The sequence below is a fragment of the Luteimonas padinae genome (genome assembly GCF_014652935.1).
Lineage (GTDB): Bacteria > Pseudomonadota > Gammaproteobacteria > Xanthomonadales > Xanthomonadaceae > Luteimonas > Luteimonas padinae.
In genome coordinates, this window is record NZ_BMZT01000006.1 from 127,972 (window position 1) to 147,359 (window position 19,388).

15 protein-coding genes and 1 riboswitch are annotated in these 19,388 nt (G+C 71.0%); of the genes, 9 read left to right on the forward strand and 6 right to left on the reverse strand.

Annotation, left to right across the window (positions count from 1 at the left end):
• The first annotated feature begins 66 nt into the window (after positions 1–66).
• From IE168_RS08535 to dusB, 5 genes are all read left to right on the forward strand, one after another.
• A complete protein-coding gene (locus IE168_RS08535; protein WP_189497214.1) occupies positions 67–1,188 on the forward strand; it encodes a GGDEF domain-containing protein in 1,122 nt (373 codons plus the stop codon).
• 82 nt (positions 1,189–1,270) lie between these two features.
• Positions 1,271–2,569: a NupC/NupG family nucleoside CNT transporter gene (locus tag IE168_RS08540; RefSeq protein ID WP_189497216.1), complete on the forward strand. Its 1,299-nt coding sequence runs from the start codon at positions 1,271–1,273 to the stop codon at positions 2,567–2,569.
• A gap of 9 nt (positions 2,570–2,578) precedes the next feature.
• Positions 2,579–3,547: a ribokinase gene (locus IE168_RS08545; RefSeq protein WP_189497218.1), complete on the forward strand. Its 969-nt coding sequence runs from the start codon at positions 2,579–2,581 to the stop codon at positions 3,545–3,547.
• A gap of 94 nt (positions 3,548–3,641) precedes the next feature.
• Positions 3,642–4,358 carry a DUF4893 domain-containing protein gene (locus IE168_RS08550; RefSeq protein ID WP_189497220.1) on the forward strand — a complete coding sequence of 239 codons (717 nt, stop codon included), beginning with the start codon at positions 3,642–3,644 and terminating at the stop codon, positions 4,356–4,358.
• A gap of 53 nt (positions 4,359–4,411) precedes the next feature.
• On the forward strand, positions 4,412–5,410 hold the full coding sequence (dusB, locus tag IE168_RS08555) for a tRNA dihydrouridine synthase DusB (protein ID WP_189497222.1): 999 nt from the start codon (positions 4,412–4,414) through the stop codon (positions 5,408–5,410).
• Between the two features lie 96 nt (positions 5,411–5,506).
• On the opposite strand, the gene IE168_RS08560 is transcribed toward dusB, so the two are convergent.
• From IE168_RS08560 to olsF, 4 genes are all read right to left on the reverse strand, one after another.
• A complete protein-coding gene (locus tag IE168_RS08560) occupies positions 5,507–6,106 on the reverse strand; it encodes a nitroreductase family protein (protein ID WP_189497224.1) in 600 nt (199 codons plus the stop codon).
• 141 nt (positions 6,107–6,247) lie between these two features.
• Positions 6,248–7,297, reverse strand: coding sequence for a metal-dependent hydrolase (locus IE168_RS08565; RefSeq protein ID WP_189497226.1), 1,050 nt, complete (start codon positions 7,295–7,297; stop codon positions 6,248–6,250).
• A 92-nt stretch (positions 7,298–7,389) separates the two neighbouring features.
• Entirely contained in the window at positions 7,390–8,229 is an 840-nt protein-coding gene (locus tag IE168_RS08570; protein WP_189497228.1) for a UDP-2,3-diacylglucosamine diphosphatase, read from the reverse strand.
• A complete protein-coding gene (gene olsF / locus IE168_RS08575; RefSeq protein ID WP_189497230.1) occupies positions 8,226–9,941 on the reverse strand; it encodes a bifunctional ornithine lipid synthase OlsF in 1,716 nt (571 codons plus the stop codon). The genes IE168_RS08570 and olsF overlap by 4 nt, the downstream gene beginning before the upstream one ends.
• Before the next feature lie 221 nt (positions 9,942–10,162).
• Between olsF and metK the strand changes: the two genes are divergently transcribed.
• The gene (gene metK / locus IE168_RS08580; RefSeq protein WP_189497232.1) at positions 10,163–11,371 is read left to right on the forward strand and encodes a methionine adenosyltransferase; all 1,209 of its coding nucleotides are present in this window, start codon (positions 10,163–10,165) and stop codon (positions 11,369–11,371) included.
• 162 nt (positions 11,372–11,533) lie between these two features.
• Here the strand turns inward: metK and IE168_RS08585 are convergent, their stop codons facing one another.
• Positions 11,534–14,029 (reverse strand): S9 family peptidase, encoded by a 2,496-nt coding sequence (locus IE168_RS08585; RefSeq protein ID WP_189497234.1) that lies wholly within the window; start codon positions 14,027–14,029, stop codon positions 11,534–11,536.
• Between the two features lie 102 nt (positions 14,030–14,131).
• Positions 14,132–15,889 carry a LysM peptidoglycan-binding domain-containing protein gene (locus IE168_RS08590; protein WP_189497236.1) on the reverse strand — a complete coding sequence of 586 codons (1,758 nt, stop codon included), beginning with the start codon at positions 15,887–15,889 and terminating at the stop codon, positions 14,132–14,134.
• A gap of 140 nt (positions 15,890–16,029) precedes the next feature.
• A riboswitch (S-adenosyl-L-homocysteine riboswitch) is annotated at positions 16,030–16,116 on the forward strand.
• 51 nt (positions 16,117–16,167) lie between these two features.
• Between IE168_RS08590 and ahcY the strand changes: the two genes are divergently transcribed.
• The 3 genes from ahcY (at position 16,168) to IE168_RS08605 (ending at position 19,387) form a co-directional block, all read left to right on the forward strand.
• Entirely contained in the window at positions 16,168–17,631 is a 1,464-nt protein-coding gene (gene ahcY / locus IE168_RS08595; protein ID WP_189497238.1) for an adenosylhomocysteinase, read from the forward strand.
• 225 nt (positions 17,632–17,856) lie between these two features.
• Positions 17,857–18,681 (forward strand): methylenetetrahydrofolate reductase [NAD(P)H], encoded by an 825-nt coding sequence (gene metF, locus IE168_RS08600; protein WP_189497240.1) that lies wholly within the window; start codon positions 17,857–17,859, stop codon positions 18,679–18,681.
• Positions 18,682–18,730: 49 nt separating this feature from the next.
• A complete protein-coding gene (locus tag IE168_RS08605; protein WP_189497242.1) occupies positions 18,731–19,387 on the forward strand; it encodes a hypothetical protein in 657 nt (218 codons plus the stop codon).
• Position 19,388 lies beyond the last annotated feature (1 nt).

The window sequence follows — 19,388 nt, forward strand, 5'->3', positions numbered from 1 at the left end:
TGCGGGACCCGCAGTCTACGCGTGCCCGCCGCGCTATCCTCCCCCGCAGGGACGGGAGCACGGACGATGCACGCCAGCGACGGCGGAATCCGCGACACGCTGCGGCGCCTGCTGGCGCCGCCGGACCAGGTCATGCGCAGGCTGGGCGCCGGCGGTGAACGCCTGGTGGCGCGCGTGCGGCTGCTGCTGTCCGTGCTGGCGCTGCCGCTGCCGCTGCTCGCCGCCACCACCGGCGCAGCGACGGGCGGCATCCTCGCCTCCCTCGGCGCGGTGGTGTTCGCCAACGCAGTGGCGCTGGGCTGGCTGGTGCTCGCGCGCAACCCGCGGCCCTGGCTGTCCTACGCATCCTGCAGCTGGGACATCAACCTGGTGACCGCCGCGCTGGTGGCATGCGCGCTGCGCGATCCGGCACTGGCAACCGGCGGCATGGCGGCGTGGCCGTTCTACCTGCTGGTGGTCTGGTCGGCCGCGCTGCGCGCCGATGGCCGGCTGACGCTCTACGCCGGCGGCCTCGCGCTGCTGCAGTACGGGGTGTTGGCGCTGGCGGTGCACATGGGCGACGCGCGGCCCGACGCCACGCTTGCGACGCTGCCCGACGCGACCGGCATCTCCGTCCGCCTGCTGCTGCTGGCGCTGGCCACCGGGCTGGCGGCGGTCGCCGTGCGCCACATGCAGGCGCTGGTGGAAACCTCCGGCCACGACGCCCTCACCGGGCTGCCCAACCGCGCCTGGCTGCTGCAGCGCATGCCGCACGTCTTCGCCAACGCGCGCAATTCGGGCGCGTCGCTGACCCTGGTGCTGCTCGACATCGACCGGTTCAAGCGCGTCAACGACGAGGCCGGGCCGCAGGCGGGCGACCGCGCCCTGCGCCACATCGCCTCGACCATGGGCGAGATCCTGGCCGACAACGAATCCCTGGCGCGGATCGGCGGGCAGGAGTTCGTGATGCTGCTGCACGGCCCGGCCGGAAGCGCCTGGGAGCGCCTGGACCGCCTGCGCCGGACCCTGGTCGAGCGCCCGTTCCTGCCCGAGCGCGGCCAGGACGCATTCGCCTTCACCTTCAGCGCCGGCCTCGCGGCCTGGCCCCAGGACGGCAGCAGCACCTCGAGCCTGCTGGGCTGCGCCGACCGCCGGCTCAAGTGCGCCAAGGCCGCCGGCGGCAACCGGATCGTGGCCCGCGACGCCTGAGCGCGGTTGCCCGCCCCGGCGCCCTGCACTACGCTGCCCCGTCGCCGCGCACCTGCGGCAGGTCCAGGGGATCGGCTCCACGATGGATGTTCTGACTCGGATCGGCTTCGGCCTCTTCGGCTTGGCCGTGCTCATCGGCATCACCTGGCTGTTCTCCAACAACAAGGGCCGGGTCGACTGGAAGCTGGTCGGCACCGGCATCGTCCTGCAGATCACGTTCGCGGCACTGGTGCTGCTGGTGCCCGGCGGGCGCGACGTGTTCGACTGGCTCGGCCAGCTGTTCGTGCGCGTGCTCGGCTTCGTCAACGCCGGCTCCGAGTTCATCTTCGGCAGCCTGATGGACGTCAACACCTACGGCTTCATCTTCGCCTTCCAGGTGTTGCCGACGATCATCTTCTTCGCCTCGCTGATGGCGGTGCTGTACCACTTCGGCGTGATGCAGATGGTGGTGCGCGCCATGGCCTGGGCGATCACCAAGGTCATGCGCGTTTCCGGCGCCGAGACCACCAGCGTCTGCGCCAGCGTGTTCATCGGCCAGACCGAGGCGCCGCTCACCGTGCGCCCCTATATCTCGCGCATGACCGAGTCCGAGCTGATCACGATGATGATCGGCGGCATGGCGCACATCGCCGGCGGCGTGCTGGCGGCCTACGTCGGCATGCTCGGCGCCGGCGATCCGGCGCAGCAGGCCTACTACGCCAAGCACCTGCTCGCCGCCTCGATCATGGCCGCGCCGGCGACGCTGGTGATCGCCAAGATCCTGATCCCCGAGACCGGCGAGCCGCTGACCCGCGGCACGGTCAGGATGGAGGTCGAGAACACCACCAGCAACGTGATCGACGCCGCCGCAGCGGGCGCCGGCGACGGCCTGAAGCTCGCGCTCAACATCGGCGCCATGCTGCTGGCCTTCATCGCGCTGATCGCGATGATCAACGCGCCGCTGACCTGGCTGGGCGAGGTCACCGGCGTGGCCGCGGCCATCGGCAAGCCCACCGACCTGGCGGCGATCTTCGGCTATGTGCTGGCGCCGCTGGCCTGGCTGATCGGCGTGCCCTGGGCGGACGCCGGCACCGTCGGCTCGCTGATCGGGCAGAAGGTGGTGATCAACGAGTTCGTGGCCTACCTGCAGCTTGCCGAGATCGTGAACGGCCGCGTCGACGGCGTCAGCCTCAGCGACGAGGGCCGCCTGATCGCGACCTACGCGCTGTGCGGCTTCGCCAACTTCAGCTCGATCGCCATCCAGATCGGCGGCATCGGCGGGCTCGCGCCCGACCGCCGCCAGGACCTGGCGCGCTTCGGCCTGCGCGCGGTGCTCGGTGGAACCATCGCCACCCTGATGACCGCCACGATCGCCGGCGTGCTGACCCACATCGGCGCCTGAGGACGCGGGATGTCGCGCGTCGTCGTCGCCGGCTCGTTCAACGTCGACCACGTCTGGCACTGCGCCGCGCTGCCGCGCCCGGGCGAGACCCTGGCCGGCGAGTACTCCACCGGCCCCGGCGGCAAGGGCTTCAACCAGGCCGTGGCCTCGGCGCTGGCCGGTGCCGACACCACCTTCGTCTGCGCGCTCGGTGACGACGATGGCGGGCGCCTGGCCCGCCGTCTGGCCGCCGCGCACGGCATCGACCTGCGCGCCCAGGACAGCGAAGCCGCCACCGGCACCGCCGGCATCTACGTCGACGACGATGGCGCCAACAGCATTGTCATCGGCCCGGGGGCGAACGCCGCGCTGTCGCCGGACTTCGTGGCCGCGCAGGGTGAGGCGATCGCCGCCGCCGACGTGGTGCTGGCGCAGCTGGAATCGCCGCTCGATGCCATCGTCGAAGCGCTGCGCCGGGCCCGCGCCCACGGCGCACACACCGTGCTCAACCCGGCACCGGCCAACGCCCCCTGCAGCCGCGAGCTGCTGGCGGTGGCCGAAGTGCTGACGCCCAACGAGACCGAGTTCGCCGGCCTGCTTGCGCGCCACTGCGGCGGCGACATCGAACCCGGCACGCTCGCGCGCATGGACGAGGAGCACCTGCACCGGCTCTGCCGCACCCTGCTGCCTCGCGGCACCGTGGTCCTGACCCTGGGCGCCGCGGGCTGCTTCGTCTCGCACCGCGAGGACAGCCTGCACGGCGACGAAAGCCCGCACTACCGCTGCCCGGCGGCCAAGGCGGACGTGGTCGACACCACCGGTGCGGGCGACGCCTTCAACGGCGCGCTGGCGGCGTCGCTGGCGCGCGGGGCGGCGCTGCCCTTCGCGACCCACGTGCGCTACGCGACGCGCTACGCCGCGCTGTCGACCGAGCGCGCGGGCGCGGCAGCGTCCATGCCGCGGGCCGACGAGGTCGCCTCGCGCTTTCCCGACGCCTGAACCGCGACCGCCGCCAACGCGCCCGGGTTCACTGCCGACTCATGGCGGGCACGCCACCGTGCGCGGTCGATGAACGATGACCGCGGAGACGCCCGTGAAGCCTGCCCTGATCGCCACCGCCACGCTGGCCCTGCTCGCCGCCTGCACGGCGGATCCACGTCCCACACAGGACTCCGGGGCCCGTCCCGGCGCCCCCGGGGCCGCGGCATCCCCCGACCTTCCGGCGGCACCAGGCCCCGCACCGGCGCCGGAGCCGGCACTCCCGCCCGAGGCGGAACCGGACACGCCGCGCGGCTGGCATGCCGTCGTGCTGCCCGCGCACCGCGCCGTGGTCGACGACGCCGTGGCGCGGGCCACGGCCGCGGCCACCGGCGACGACGAAGGCTCGCACCACGCCCGCGTGCTGCTCGAGTGCGCGCGCGAGCCGCTCCAGCCCGGCGACATCGGCGGCGCCTGGCGCGTGCGCTCGATCCAGGTCACCGGCGGCCAGGGCTTCGTCTATCCCTACTTCGACGCCACCATCGACGCCGATGGCACCGGCGACGCCAGCTACCGGTTCGCCAAGACCAGCGGGTCGCAGCGGCGCAGCGGGCGGCTCTACCCGATGGACGGCGCGGGCTTCGTGTTCCTTGGCGCGCGCACGGTGAACGATGAATCGCCGCGCCGCTACAGTGGCGTCGCCACGCCCGGCACGACCGTGCCCGGCGAGCACGACAGCGCCGGCCGGCTGCTCCGGATCGGCCCGCGCGAGCTGCTGATGGTGCTGGACGCGGAAGGCGACCGCTTCGAGCTGTACCACCTCCGGCGCTGAGCGACGGCCGGCGCACGCCGGCCCGCCGCACCGCGATCGGCGACAATGCGCGCATGCGCATCGGCTCCCACGACATCGCCCCCAACGTCGTCCTCGCGCCCATGGCGGGCGTGACAGACAAGCCGTTCCGGCTGCTGTGCAAGCGCCTGGGCGCGGGGCTGGCGATGTCCGAGATGACCATCTCCGACCCCAGGTTCTGGGGCACGGAGAAGTCGCTGCGGCGGATGGACCACGCCGGCGAACCCGACCCGGTCGGCGTGCAGATCGCCGGCACCGAGCCGGCGCAGCTGGCCGACGCCGCGCGCCACAACGTCGACCAGGGCGCGCGCATCATCGACATCAACATGGGCTGCCCGGCGAAGAAGGTCTGCAATGCCTGGGCCGGCTCGGCGCTGATGCGCGACGAGGCGCTGGTGGCGCGAATCCTGTCGGCGGTGGTGGACGCGGTGGACGTGCCGGTGACGCTGAAGATCCGCACCGGCTGGGCCGCCGGCCAGCGCAACGCGGTGGCGATCGCGCGCATCGCCGAGGACAGCGGCATCCAGGCGCTGGCCGTGCACGGCCGCACGCGCGACCAGCACTACACCGGGGTCGCCGAGTACGACACCATCGCCGAGGTGAAGTCGCGGCTGCGCATCCCGGTGCTCGCCAACGGCGACATCGACTCGCCCGACAAGGCCGCCGCCGTGCTGCGCCACACCGGCGCCGACGCGGTGATGATCGGCCGTGCGGCGCAGGGGCGGCCGTGGATCTTCCGCGAAGTCGCGCACTTCCTCGCCACCGGCGAGCTGCTGCCGCCGCCGACACTGCAGGAGGTGCGCGACATCCTGCTCGGCCACCTCGAAGCGCTGCATGCCTTCTACGGCGAGCCTTCCGGCGTGCGCATCGCGCGCAAGCACCTGGGCTGGTACGCGAAGGACCGACCCGAGAACGCGGCTTTCCGCGCGGTGGTCAACCGCGCGGAGACCGCACGCGAGCAGCTGGAACTGACCCGCGACTACTTCGACGCGCTGGCCGCCGACCCTGCTCCCCGGCTGCCGTCGGCGGCCTGAGCACGACCCGCAACGCAGGAACCCCGGGCCGGGGCCCGGGGTCCGCCACGATTCCACGGAACGGCCGGCGACGTCGCGCGTCGCGCGGCCGCCTGCTCAGGCGACGACCCTGAAGCGCTCCGCGTCGTCGATGAAGGTCTTCTCCGCGAAGGGCGCCTCGTTGGAGCCGAACGGCATCTGCGCGCGCAGCTTCCAGCTTTCCGGGATGCTCCATTCGCGGGCCGCGGCCTCGTCCACCACCGGGTTGTAGTGCTGCAGGCTGGCACCGATGCCGGCCTCGGCCAGCGCGGTCCAGGTCGCGAGCTGGGCCATGCCGGTGGAGTGCTCCGACCACACCGGGAAGTTGTCCGCGTACAGCGCGAACTGCTCCTGCAGGCCCTTCACCACGTCCTGGTCCTCGTAGAACAGCACCGTGCCGACGCCGGCGGCGAACGAGGCGAGCTTCTGCTCGGTGCCGCCAAAGGCCTCGGCCGGCACCAGCGGGCGCAGCGACTCGCGGACCAGCTCCCAGAAGCGCTCGCTCTGCGCACCGAACAGGATCACCGCGCGCGAGGACTGCGAGTTGAACGAGGACGGGCTCCAGCGGATGGCCTCCTTGATCAGGGCCTCGATCTCGGCCGGGGACTGGCTCAGGTTCCTCCCAAGGCTGTACTGGCTGCGGCGCTTGCGCAGCGACTGGATGACGGGATTGTTCATGGGGCTCTCCGGGGTTCAGAAGCGGACGCGCCCCATGATATTGACTGCATCAATGATGAAAATATTCACTCAAATCACTGATTGTTCCATTCAAGAAACAATAGCGGCCATGCATTCCCGAACCCGCCTGCCCGGCCGGCTTCAGCACGACTGGGACTGGCAGCCGTCCGGCCCCAGCTCGACCCCCGGGTCGAAGATGCGCGCCCAGACCACCGGCAACTGGCTGCGCATGCCGGCCCAGTCCAGCGACAGCTGCCTGGGCGCCACCCCGTGCCACTGCGCGCCCCCGTCGCGCTCGGCCACGACGAAGTTGAAGCTGTAGTCCGGCTCGCTGCCCATGCGCAGGTCACTGACCACCAGCTCGCCGTCGATCTCGCTGGCGCGCATGAAGCCGTGGTTGAACCAGGCCAGGCGGGCGACGGCGGGCACCTCGGCGGCCGCGGCCAGCGCCTCGACGTCGGAGGCATGCGGCTCGAAGCGCATCGGCCCCTCGTCGGCCGCCACCGAGCGGAAGCCCTCGACATAGCCGTCCGGCGTCATCGCCACCACCCGCCACAGCAGGGTGTTGAACGGCGTCGGCACCGAGAAGCGCGGGGCATCGTCGAGACCCATCGCCGCGAGTGCCTGCCCGGCGTCGCGCTCGACCATGGACTTCGCCGCCAGCGACCAGCCCAGGTAGGCCGTGCTCAGCACCAGGCCCGCGGCCAGTGCGCGCTGCGCGGCCACGCGCTCGCGCAGTAAGAAGGCCGCGATGCAGGCCAGCAGCAGCCAGACCGTGTACAGCGGGTCGATGATGAAGACGCTCGACCACATCACCGGCTTCCACGGCAGCGGCCACAGCAGCTGGGTGCCGTAGACGGTGAAGGCGTCGAGCAGCGGATGGGTCAGCAGCGCGAGCTGGATCGCCCAGAACCAGCGCTTCGGTGACTCCGCCACGCGCCCGCCGCGACGCCGGAAGAAGGCCCAGAGCAGCCAGCCCACCAGCGGCAGCACGAACAGCGAGTGGCTGAAGCCGCGGTGCAGGGTCATCAGCGCGACCGGGTCGTCGGTGAACAGCGCGATGGGGAGCGAGTCGAGGTCGGGCAGCGTGCCGAGCGCGGCGCCGGCCAGCAGTGCCACACGGCGATGTTTCGGCGGCGCGATGGCGGCGGCGACGGCGCCGCCGAGGACGATCTGGGTCAGGGAATCCATGTGCGAATGCTAACCCAGCGACGGATGTGGCCATGGCCGTGCGCCGGCATCGGGCCGCCCGCGCAGCCACCTGCGTTCAGGCTGCTCCGTGCTCAGGCAGCCTCGGACAGCACGGGCTCCGGCGCCGCGACGGTCGCTTCCCGTCGCGCAGGCGCCAGCTCCGCCAGCACCTCTCCGCGGTGCGACAGCAGGCGCAGCGTGCCGTCGGGCTCTTCCACCAGCGCGGTCAGGCTCTCCACCCAGTCGCCGTCATTGGCATAGATCAGGCCGTCGCGCTGGATCAGCGCGGCGCGGTGGATGTGGCCGCAGACGATGCCGTCCAGGCCGCGGCGGCGGACATCGTCGAAGCCCGCCTGCACGAAGCGTTCGATGTAGCGCTCGGCGGCGCTGCTGCGGCGCTTGAGGAACTCCGACAGCGACCAGTAGCGCAGCCCCAGCTTCTGGCGCGCGCGGTTGAGCCACTTGTTGCCGCTCAGGATCCGGTAATAGAGCCAGTCGCCGAACTTCTCCTGCAGGCTGCCGAAATGGGTGATGCCGTCGTAGTCGTCGCCGTGGACCACCAGCAGGCGGCGGCCGTCGGCGGTGGTGTGGATGGTGCGGCGGCGCACCTGCATCGCCGGCAGCGCCAGGCCGCAGAAGCGGCGCGCCGGACGGTCGTGGTTGCCGGGCACGTAGACAATGGTGGTGCCCGCGTGGCGGAGCGCGTGCAGCGCCTCGACCACCCGATTGTGCGCCGCACTCCAGCTCGCCCGCCGCTGCGCCAGGTACCAGAGATCGATGATGTCGCCGACCAGGTACAGGCGCTCGCAGCGCAGGCCTTCCAGGAAGGTCGCCAGCTCGGCCGCGTGGCAATGACGCGAACCGAGGTGGACGTCGGACAGGAACACCGCGCGGCGCGGCGGCGGCGGGGGAACGCTGGTGACGCTCTTCATGCCTGCTCTCCTTCGCGGCGCAGCCAGCGCCGGGCCTTCTGCGGACGGATGCGGTGCAGGTCGACCTCGACCAGGCCGTCGATCGAATCGCTGAACGCGGGATCGACGCCGAAGGCGAGGAAGCGCGCGCCGCCGGGCTCGCACAGCTCGGTGTACTGGCGGTACAGCGTGGGCACGCTGGCGCCGTGCGCGGCGAGGTTGGCCTTGAGCACGCCGTAGGCGGTGGTGGCGTCGAGCGCGCCGAAGCACGGCGGCGCGGCGAAATATTCGAAGGGGCGGCCGGGCGTGGCCAGCGCCTCGCCGGCGCCGTGGTAGCGCTGGTAGTAGGCGACCAGCTGCTCGCGCGCCTCGCGCGGCAGCGCACCGCTGATCGACACCGCGCCGAACAGGTAGCGCAGCCGCGGGCGCGCGGCCAGGTAGGCGCCGATGCCCTGCCACAGATAGTCAAGGCTGCGCCCGCCGCGGTAGTCGGGCGCGACAAAGCTGCGCCCGAGTTCGAGACCCTCGGCGATGCGCGGGATGGCGTCGTCGGCGTAGCGGAACAGCGAGGCGGTGTAGAGCCCGTCCAGCCCGCGCCGCGCCAGCGCTTCGCTGCCACGCGCCACCCGGTAGGCACCGGCGATGCGCGAGGCGGCTTCGTCCCAGAGCAGGATGTGCTCGTAGTGCGCGTCGTAGCCGTCGAGGTCGCGGGCCTGGCGAGTGCCCTCGCCCACGCTGCGGAAGGCGATCTCGCGCTGGCGGCCCAGCTCGCGCAGCAGCGGCGCCTCCAGCGCGCGCGGGCCCTCGAAGCGGGCGAGCAGGATCTGCTTGCCGTCGCCGGTCTCGCCCAGGCGCTCGCAGCCGGCGATCGCCGCGCGCACCTGCGCCGCCGGCAGCGCCGGCGCGATCGGCGCCATCCCGGCCACGCGCGCCTCGCTGCGGCGGCCGATGGCGTACAGCGTGCGCCGCACTTCGCGCAGGACTTCGGCAGTGTCGGCATCGGGCGCGATCGCCTTCGGCCAGCCCACGCGCAGGCGCAGCGGCCGCTGGCGGCGCGCGAACATCTCGCGTGCCAGCAGCGCGGTGGCCGCCGGCTTGTACAGCGCCGAGACCCCGTAGAACAGCGGCGAATTGCGCGCCTCCACCCGCACCGGCAGCACCGGCGCAGAGGTCGCGCGGGCGAAGCGCAGGAAGCCGCGGCGCCAGCGGCTGTCGCGCACGCCGCCCGGGCCCAGGCGCGAGACTTCGCCGGCCGGGAAGATGATCACGCAGCGCTCCTCGCGCAGGGCGCGTTCGATCGCCGCCAGGCTGTCCGCGCCCACGCGCCCGCCGAGGATGCGCACCGGCAGCATCAGTTCGCCCAGCGGCTCGACCAGCGACAGCAGGTCGTTGGCGACGATGCAGGCATCCCGGCGCACCCGGCCGATGCAGTCCAGCAGCGCCAGCGCATCGAGCGCGCCGGAGGGATGGTTGGCGACCACCAGCAGGCGCCCGCGCGACGGGATCCGCTGCAGCTCCTCGGGATCGACCTCGTAGCGCAGCTGCAGGAAGTCGCGGGCGGCGGCGACGAACTCGAAGCCGCGCAGATGGCCATGCGAGGCGAGGAAGTCCTCGATGCGGTCGAAGCCCGACCAGCGGCCGATGCCGCGCAGCAGCGGCCGCGCCAGCCGCGCCCGGCGGCCGCGGAACCAGTGCGGCCAGCGCTGGTGCAGGTGTTCCTCAAGCCGTGGCATGTGTCCCCGGACGTTCCCCTCGTCTGGGACTGCAGCGTGCGCCGGCAGCGCGACAGCCGGGTTTCGGATTTGCGGCGGCGCAGTGACAGCCGCCCTGATGGCCATCGGCCGGCCCCGGCGCCGCTCGCCTGAACGGTCCGCGGGCTGCACAATGCGCCTGCGCCCCCGCCCGTGTATCATGCGCGCCCATCTTTTCATCCGAATCAAGGGATATAAGGCCGATGTCCAGCACCCTGTTCACCTCCGAATCGGTTTCCGAAGGCCATCCGGACAAGATCGCCGACCAGATTTCCGATGCCGTGCTCGACGCCATCCTCACCCAGGACAAGGGCGCACGCGTGGCCTGCGAGACCATGGTGAAGACCGGCGTGGCAATCGTCGCCGGCGAGATCACCACCAGCGCCTGGATCGACCTCGAGGCGCTGACCCGCAAGGTGATCCTCGACATCGGCTACGACTCCTCGGACGTCGGCTTCGACGGCGCCACCTGCGGCGTGCTCAACCTGATCGGCAAGCAGTCGCCGCACATCGCCCAGGGCGTGGACCGCAAGAAGCCCGAGGAAATGGGCGCCGGCGACCAGGGCCTGATGTTCGGCTACGCCACCAACGAGACCTCGAGCTACATGCCGGCCGCAATCCATCTGTCCCACCGCCTGGTGGAGCAGCAGGCCAAGGTGCGTAAAAAGAAGAACTCGCCGCTGCCGTGGCTGCGCCCGGACGCCAAGAGCCAGGTCACCCTGCGCTACGAGGATGGCGAAGCCGTCGCCATCGACGCGGTGGTCCTGTCCACGCAGCACGCCCCGGGCGTGAAGCAGAAGGACCTGATCGAGGCCGTGCGCGAGGAGATCCTCAAGCCCGTGCTGCCGGCCAAGTGGCTGCACAAGGGCACCAAGTTCCACATCAACCCGACCGGCAAGTTCGAGATCGGCGGCCCCGTGGGCGACTGCGGCCTGACCGGCCGCAAGATCATCGTCGACACCTACGGCGGCTGGGCCCGCCACGGCGGCGGCGCGTTCTCGGGCAAGGACCCGTCGAAGGTCGACCGTTCGGCCGCCTACGCCGCGCGCTACGTCGCCAAGAACGTGGTCGCCGCCGGCCTGGCCGACCGCTGCGAGGTGCAGGTGAGCTACGCCATCGGCGTGGCCGAGCCGACCTCGATCTCGGTGACCACCTTCGGCACCGGCAAGGTGTCCGACGAGGTGATCGAGAAGCTGATCCGCAAGCACTTCGACCTGCGCCCGTACGGGATCATCAAGATGCTGGACCTGGTGCACCCGATCTACCAGCGCACCGCCAGCTACGGCCACTTCGGCCGCAAGCCGCAGGAGATCAGCTACACCGACGCCGCCGGCAAGCAGCACACCGCCACCGCTTTCTCCTGGGAGAAGACGGACAAGGCCGAAGATCTGCGCAAGGCCGCGAAGCTGTAGGAGCGCCCTCGGGCGCGATGGCTCGATCCATCCCTGCCGACATGAAACGGGCCGCGAAAGCGGCCCGTTTCATTACCACCGGACGGCCGGCATCGCCAGCCGGTCTTCCGCGTCGAATCCAGGGGCGGTGCGCATCAACGCTTCGCGCCCCTACACGATCCATCAGGGATGGCGCGGCGCCTCCTTGACGTGCTTCTCCAACCACGCATCGGTCTCGGCCAGCATGTGCAGGATCGACTCGCGGGCGCGGTAGCCGTGCGACTCCTTGGGCAGCATCACCAGGCGCGCGGTGCCGCCCAGGCCTTTCATCGCCGCGAACAGGCGCTCGCTCTGCATCGGGAAGGTGCCGGAGTTGTTGTCCTCCTCGCCGTGGATGATGAGCAGCGGCTCGTTGATCTTCCCGGCGTGGACGAAGGGCGACATCGCCTGGTAGGTGTCGGTGGCCTGCCAGTAGTTGCGCTCCTCGGCCTGGAAGCCGAACGGCGTGAGCGAACGGTTGTAGGCACCGCTGCGCGCGATGCCGGCGCGGAACAGGTCGGAGTGCGCGAGCAGGTTCGCGGTCATGAAGGCGCCGTAGGAATGGCCGCCGATGGCGATGCGGTCGCGGTCGGCGACGCCGCGCTTCACCACCTCGTCCACCGCCGCCTGCGCACTGGCCACCAGCTGCTTCACGTAGCTGTCGTTGGGCTCGGCGTCGCCCTCGCCCACGATCGGCATGGTCGGGCCGTCGAGCACCGCGTAGCCGCGCGCGAGGTAGGCCAGCGGGCCCCAGTAGCTGATGCGGTTGAAGCGGTGCGGCGAGCCGCGCACCTGGCTGGCGGCGTCGGCGGATTTGAACTCGCGCGGATAGGCCCACATCAGCATCGGCAGCGGGCCGTCGCGCTTTGCGTCGTAGCCCGCGGGCAGGTAGAGGTCGGCGGTGAGTTCGACGCCGTCGTCGCGGGTGTAGCGGATCTGCTCCTTGCTGACGCCGCGCAGCTCCGGCGTGGGGTGGGGGAAGTCGGTGAGGGCCACCGGAGCCGCATCCGTGCTGGTCGTGCGCAGCAGCACCTGCGCCGGCTCCGTGGGCGATTCGCGCGTGGTGAGGATGCGCGAGGCCTCGGCGTCGAGCAGCGCGAACGGCGCCTCGTACCAGGGCGCCTGCGAGTGGAACAGGCGCTCGGTCGCCCCGGTCGCCAGGTCCTGGCGATCGAGGAAGGGACGGTCGCCTTCGGCCGATGCGCCGTCGCCGATGCGATAGATGGTGTCGCCGTCGCCGGTGGTGAGCAGGCGCGCGAAGCCACGTTCGTCCAGCCGCATCACCGGGGTACCGGGATCGGCGTAGCGGTCCTCGTAGGACGCTTCGCGCAGCAGCACCGGCTCGGTGCCGGCGTCGGGCGCCAGGCGCCACTCGCGCAGCCGCCGCGTTTTCCACCAGGATTCGGTGAGCAGCGCCAGTCCGCCGTCGCCCCAGCGCACGCCGCCGAAGCGGGTGGAAAGATCCGCCAGCACCCGCGGCTCGCCGGTGAAGGGCGCCGCGTGCGCGAACACGCGGTCGCGCACCGCCACGTCGCGCGCGGGATCGCCACCATCCTGCGCTTCCGCCCAGACCAGGGTGGCCGGCACGTCCGAACGCCAGGCGATGCGGCGCACGCCGGTGGCGACGGCATCGTTGCCGGTCGGCAGGCCTTCGACCAGCGGCAGCGTCGCCACGGTGTGCAGCAGGCGGCCATCGAGGTCGATGACGTCGATGCGGCGCGGGAAGCGCGAGTACGGCACGGCATAGGAGAACGGCCGCTCCAGGCGCTGGCGCAGCAGGTGGCGGCCATCGGGTGACACCGAGGCACCGACGTACAGCTCCGGCGTACCGATGGCGCGCACCGCGCCGTCCAGGCCCACGCGCACCAGCTGGCTGGTCATGTAGTACGCGAACAGCGCCTCGTCGTGCGGATTGGCCAGCAGGTCCTGATAGGTGCGCAGGCTCTGCACCTGGCCGCTTCCGCGCGTCTCCTGGATGTTCGGCCCGGTCGGCACGCCATCGTCGGCGGGCGGTGCGCCCTGCCCCTCCGGCCGCACCAGCGCGATCAGGCCGCTGCTGTCGGGCAGCCAGTCGAAGCCGCTGCCGGTCACGCTGCCCAGCGGGCGCTCGACCAGGCGGCGGGCCCGGCCCTCGGCCACGTCCACCAGCCACAGCTCCACGCGGCCGGCGCGCGGATCGACGTGGCTGAAGGCGATGTGGCGCTGGTCGGGCGACCACTGCAGCGATGCCAGCGCCAGCGGCTGCGGCAGGCCCTGGATGCGGCGCTCGGCGCCACCATCGACCTCCTGCAGCCAGAGATCGTCGATGAAGCTGAAGGCGCTGGCCGAATGCGTGCGCGGGTGGATGCGCAGGCCGGCGAGCTTGAGCTCCGGCTGGGCGACCACGTCGATGCCGGGCAGCGCCGGCACCCGCATGTAGGCGAGCAGGTCGCGATGCGGCGACAGCGACAACCTCGGCACCGAAGGTGCATCGACGATGGCGCGCAGCGCGGGCGCGGGCAGGCGGTAGCCGCCGGCGCTGGCCGCGGCTGCAGCGTCCGTCGCTGGCGGCTGGTCACGGGCCTGGGGGGCGACCGGCGGAAGCGCGAGGCAGGCCAGCAGCAGCGGCGCTGCGAGATGTCGGAAAGTGTGCGTGGACAAGGCGTGGTTCCTGCTCGGGACAAACCCCGAGCCTAGCCCGCCCGCACCGCGCGGGGACCGTGGCGACGGTCATGGTCGCCACGGTCTGCAGCGTCCTTGGGCTCAGCTGCCGTGCACGGTCACCGTGCCGGGCAGCTGCACGTAGTTGCCGTCGGCGTAGTTGCCGTCGGCCGAGCTCGAGATGTTGAACAGGCGCTCGGCACTGCCATAGTCGGAGCCGCCCATGTTGCGCGCGAGCGCGATCGCGAAGTCGAACGTCTTCACCGCATTGCCGTCGTAGTCCTGGGTGAGGACGCGCAGGTCGAAGTCCATCCCCCCAGAGGCCTCCAGCGCCTTCTCGGCATGGTCCTGCAGTTCGGCCATCTCCGCTTCGGTGTAGGTGATGGTGACGGTGTCGCCAGGCTTCACCGGGCCATCCTGCGCCTTGTCGACGTCGCCGGTCTGGGCGGCGTTGATCAGCTGCGAATTGCTCTCGTCGACCTTGATCGTGTACGCGTACTCGCGATCGCCCATGATCTCGTTGCCCTCGGCGTCGAACGACTGGGTGAGGGTCATCGGCACGTTGCCGCTGTACTGCAGGTTGACCGTGCGCTCGGCGGTGCCGTCGGGATAGGTGGTGACCACCGAATCGCCGGTGTTCTGCGCACCGTCGATGCCCAGCTCCAGCGGGCCGAGCTTCACGTCGACCTTGGCCTGCGACGAATAGTCGAGCTTCTCGATGGTCTTCACCTCCGACACGCCCGGGCCGTTGTCGGCCGGCATGTTGCCGTTGGCGACGTAGTCGTTGTAGGCGGCCAGGCCTTCCGGCGTGGACAGGTCGAACTCGGCGGTCTTGAGCGTGGCGCCGCTCAGGCTGGTGTCGTTGCCGAGCATCACCTTGACCTGCTCGAAGTCCAGGCCCACGCCATTGTAGGCGCTGATGGCCTCGGTCGGGCCTGCGGTCACGCGCACGGTGTCGGCACCGGTCTTCTCGACCAGCAGGCTGGTGCCTTCCTCGGTGGTCACCTTGGTCTCGGCGGCGACGTTGCGGAAGGTGGCCTTGAATTCGTTGCTCGCGTAGTTCGAGCCATCGATCTTGATGACCGTGCCGGTCGGCATCGTCGACGGGTCGAACGGATTGACGCTGGCGAGGTCGGTGGTCTTCGCCGCCTGCTCCGGCATCGATACCTCGTAGGACGCCTTGATGCCCTCCGTGTGGCCGTACTCCAGGCCGGCCTGCTTGACGTCCACGCCCGCGTTCAGCGACATCGAAATGTCGCTGGACACGCTGTAGGTGGTCACGCCGTTCTCGGTCTTCTCGCCGGTGACGACGGTGCTGCTGCCATCCATGCCGAAGCTGATGCCGACGCCCTTCGAGTTCTTGACGCTCTCGCTGAAGCCGCCGTTGGCAGTCAGCGAAACCGTGCCCTCGTCGGGATCGACCGTGACGCTGCCGCCCGCGGTGGTGCTGGTGGTGGTCTTGTTGCCGTCCGCGTCCGTGGTGGTGGTCTTGTCGGTCTTCTTCCCACCCGCCGTGACCCCGTCCTCGGACACGCCGACGCTGGCTTCGTTCTTCGAGCTCGTGCCGTTGGCGTCGGTTCCGGTCTTGGTCTCGTCCTCGCCGGTGACCTTGGCCGAACCGCCGCCCGCGTCGTCATCGGTGGCCGCGGCCGCTGGCAGGTTCAGCTTGTCGCCGGGATAGAGGGTGTCCGGATTGGTCAGCTGCGGATTGGCCCCGATCAGCGCCTGCGGCGTGGTGTCGTTGGCCCTGGCAATGCTGTCGATGGTCTCGCCATGCTGGACTTCGTGCTGCTTCGGCGGCGGCGGCGGGGGCGGCGGCGGCGGGAGGGGCTGCTGGTATCCGATCGCATTGACGGTCATGGGGGGGGCTTCCGGCGCAGTGTGGGATGGCGTCAGGTTAGGGGCTGTCGCCGGTGCTCTACACCCGGTCCAACCCTAGGTCGAGCGTGCCGCGGCGCGTGGACGGGGATCGCCCGGCCGTGGCGTTATATAATTCGCGGTCCGCCGAGGGGCGCTGCGATGGGCCGGCTTCGATGGAGCCTTCCCACCAGGCTCGGCGACGAACACCCCAACGGCGCCCGGTTCCCCACCCCGACCCCTCCCCGAGCGGGAGCGGGCGCAGAAACCGGAGCTTCCCGATGAACGCCGTTGCCAAGACCAGCCCTGAACGGGCATTTTCCACCGAGGGCGACTACAAGATCGCCGACATCTCCCTGGCCGACTGGGGCCGCAAGGAGATCGACATCGCCGAGCACGAGATGCCCGGCCTGATGTCCATCCGCCGCAAGCACGCCGCCGAAGCGCCGCTCAAGGGCGTGCGCGTGACCGGCTCGCTGCACATGACCATCCAGACCGCGGTGCTGATCGAGACGCTCAAGGACATCGGCGCCGACGTGCGCTGGGCCTCGTGCAACATCTTCTCCACCCAGGACCACGCCGCCGCGGCCATCGCCGCCACCGGCACGCCGGTGTTCGCCTGGAAGGGCGAGACGCTGGAGGAGTACTGGGATTGCACGCTGGATGCGCTGAGCTTCCCCGACGGCAACGGCGGCTTCCTCGGCCCGCAGCTGGTGGTCGACGACGGCGGCGACGTGACGCTGCTGATCCACAAGGGCTACGAACTCGAACAGGGCGACGAGAGCTTCGTCAACAGCCCGTCGGGCAGCCACGAGGAGCAGGTGATCAAGAACCTGCTCAAGCGCGTGGCCAAGGAGCGCCCGGGCTACTGGACGAAGGTCGTCGCCGACTGGAAGGGCGTGTCGGAAGAGACCACCACCGGCGTGCACCGCCTCTACCAGCTGGCCCAGGACGGCAAGCTGCTGGTGCCGGCGATCAACGTCAACGACTCGGTCACCAAGTCGAAGTTCGACAACCTCTACGGCTGCCGCGAGTCGCTGGCCGACGGCCTCAAGCGCGCGCTGGACGTGATGCTGGCCGGCAAGGTGGCCGTGGTCTGCGGCTACGGCGACGTCGGCAAGGGCTGCGCGGCCTCGCTGCGCGCCTACGGCGCCCGCGTGATCGTCACCGAGATCGACCCGATCTGCGCGCTGCAGGCGGCGATGGAAGGCTACGAGGTCGCCACCGTCGAGGACACCCTGGGCGAGGCCGACATCTATGTCACCACCACCGGCAACAAGGACATCATCCGCGTCGAGCACATGACCGCGATGAAGGACCAGGCCATCGTCTGCAACATCGGCCACTTCGACAACGAGATCCAGGTCGATGCGCTCAAGGCGCTGGCCGGCGTCGAGATCGTCAACATCAAGCCGCAGGTGGACAAGTACATCCTTCCGAACGGCAACGCCATGTTCCTGCTCGCCGAGGGCCGCCTGGTGAACCTGGGCTGCGCCACCGGCCACCCGAGCTTCGTGATGTCGAACTCCTTCGCCAATCAGACGCTGGCGCAGATCGACCTGTGGGCGAAGAAGGACGAGTACGCGAACAAGGTCTACATCCTGCCGAAGCTGCTCGACGAGGAAGTCGCGCGCCTGCACCTGGAGAAGATCGGCGTGCGGCTGACGAAGCTCACGAAGGAACAGGCCGACTACATCGGCGTGTCCGTCGAGGGGCCGTTCAAGCCGGAGCACTACCGCTACTGAGCCGCCTTCGCCGCTCCCTCGGGAGCGGCGCGGTGTGCCGGCGGCCAGGTCTGGCCGCGATGCAGGAAGGGCGTCCCTCGGGGCGCCCTTCCTGCGTTCCGGGGGCCCGCCGCCGCCTCGCGACGCCTCCGCTTCCACCGCGCCGTCCGGTCGCCTCCGGAGAATCCGTACACATCTATCGCGATAAAGAGATATCATCACCCCGTTCCCGATGCCACGGCCGCCATGATCCCGATCAGCTTCGAGTTCTACCCGCCGAAGAACGACGAACAGCGCGCGCAGCTCGGCCGCACCGCCAAGCGGCTCAAGGCCTGGTCACCCGAGTACGTGTCCTGCACCTTCGGCGCCGGCGGCTCGACGCTCAGCTACACCGGCGACACCGTGCGCGCGCTGATCGACGACCACGGGCTGGACGCCGCCCCGCACCTGTCCTGCGTGGGCGGCACGCGCGAGGAGCTGGCGGCCCTGCTGCAGCGCTATCGCGAACACGGCTGCGGCCGCATCGTCGCGCTGCGCGGCGACCTGCCCTCGGGCATGGGCCATCCCGGCGAGTTCCGCCATGCCGCCGACCTGGTCGCCTTCATCCGCGCCGAGCACGGCGACTGCTTCCACATCGAGGTCGCCTGCTACCCGGAAACGCACCCCCAGGCCGAGGACGCGCTGGCCGACCTGCGCCACTTCAAGGCCAAGGTCGACGCCGGCGCGGACGGCGCGATCACCCAGTACTTCTACAACGCCGACGCCTATTTCCGCTTCGTCGACGAGGCCCGCGCGCTCGGCGTCGAGGTTCCGATCGTCCCGGGCATCATGCCGATCTCGAACTTCAGCCAGCTCAAGCGCTTCTCGGAGGCCTGCGGCGCCGAAATCCCGCGCTGGCTGGGCAAGCGCATGGCGGCCTACGGCGACGACATCGACAGCATCCGCGAGCTCGCCGGCGATTTCGTCGCCGGCCTGTGCCGGCGCCTGGTCGAAGGCGGCGCCCCGGGCCTGCACTTCTACACCCTCAACCTCGCCCGGCCAACGGTCGCGGTGCTCGAACGGCTGGGCTGACGCCGCATCCGGCGCGCCGGCGGGGCACCACTCGCGGTACCCTTGGCCGATGCCGTACCCGCGCCACCCCGTCCTGGCCGCCTCGCTGCTGGCGGCGGTGGCGACCGCCCTCCTGCTGCCGGCACCCGTCGGGGCCCAGGTCCGCCGCTGCACGACGCCCGACGGCGGCACCGTGTACACCGACCGCAGCTGCGCCACGCTGGGCGCGGTCGAGACCCGCCCGAACGCCGACGGGGGCCTGTCTCCGGGCTCGGCGCCGCGCTACCGCGGCGGCTGCTCGCGGCGCCTGCAGGACCTGGTCTTCGAGGTGACCTCGGCGATCGACGCCCGCGACACCAACTGGCTGGCGCGGAGCTACCACTGGGCGGGAATGGGCCATCGCAACGGCTATGCGGTGCTGGAGCGGCTGGATGCGATCGCGCGCCGCCCCCTGCTCAACGTCACCGCGCTGCGTCCGGCGCGGACCATCGTCGTCCCGTCGCCGGAAACCGCACCAACCGCAGCCGCCGCCCCGGCCGGTCCGGCCCCGCTGTCGGCGCTGGTCACCGGGACGGCCGCCAGCTCCCTGGCACAGCCCCCGGCTCCGCCGGCGCCGCGGCGGCCGGTCGCGCTGCGCATCGACCAGGTGCTGTCAGACGGCGTCACGCCGTCCACCACCACCTTCGGCCTGCGCCGGCACATGGACTGCTGGTGGATCTCGCTCTGAG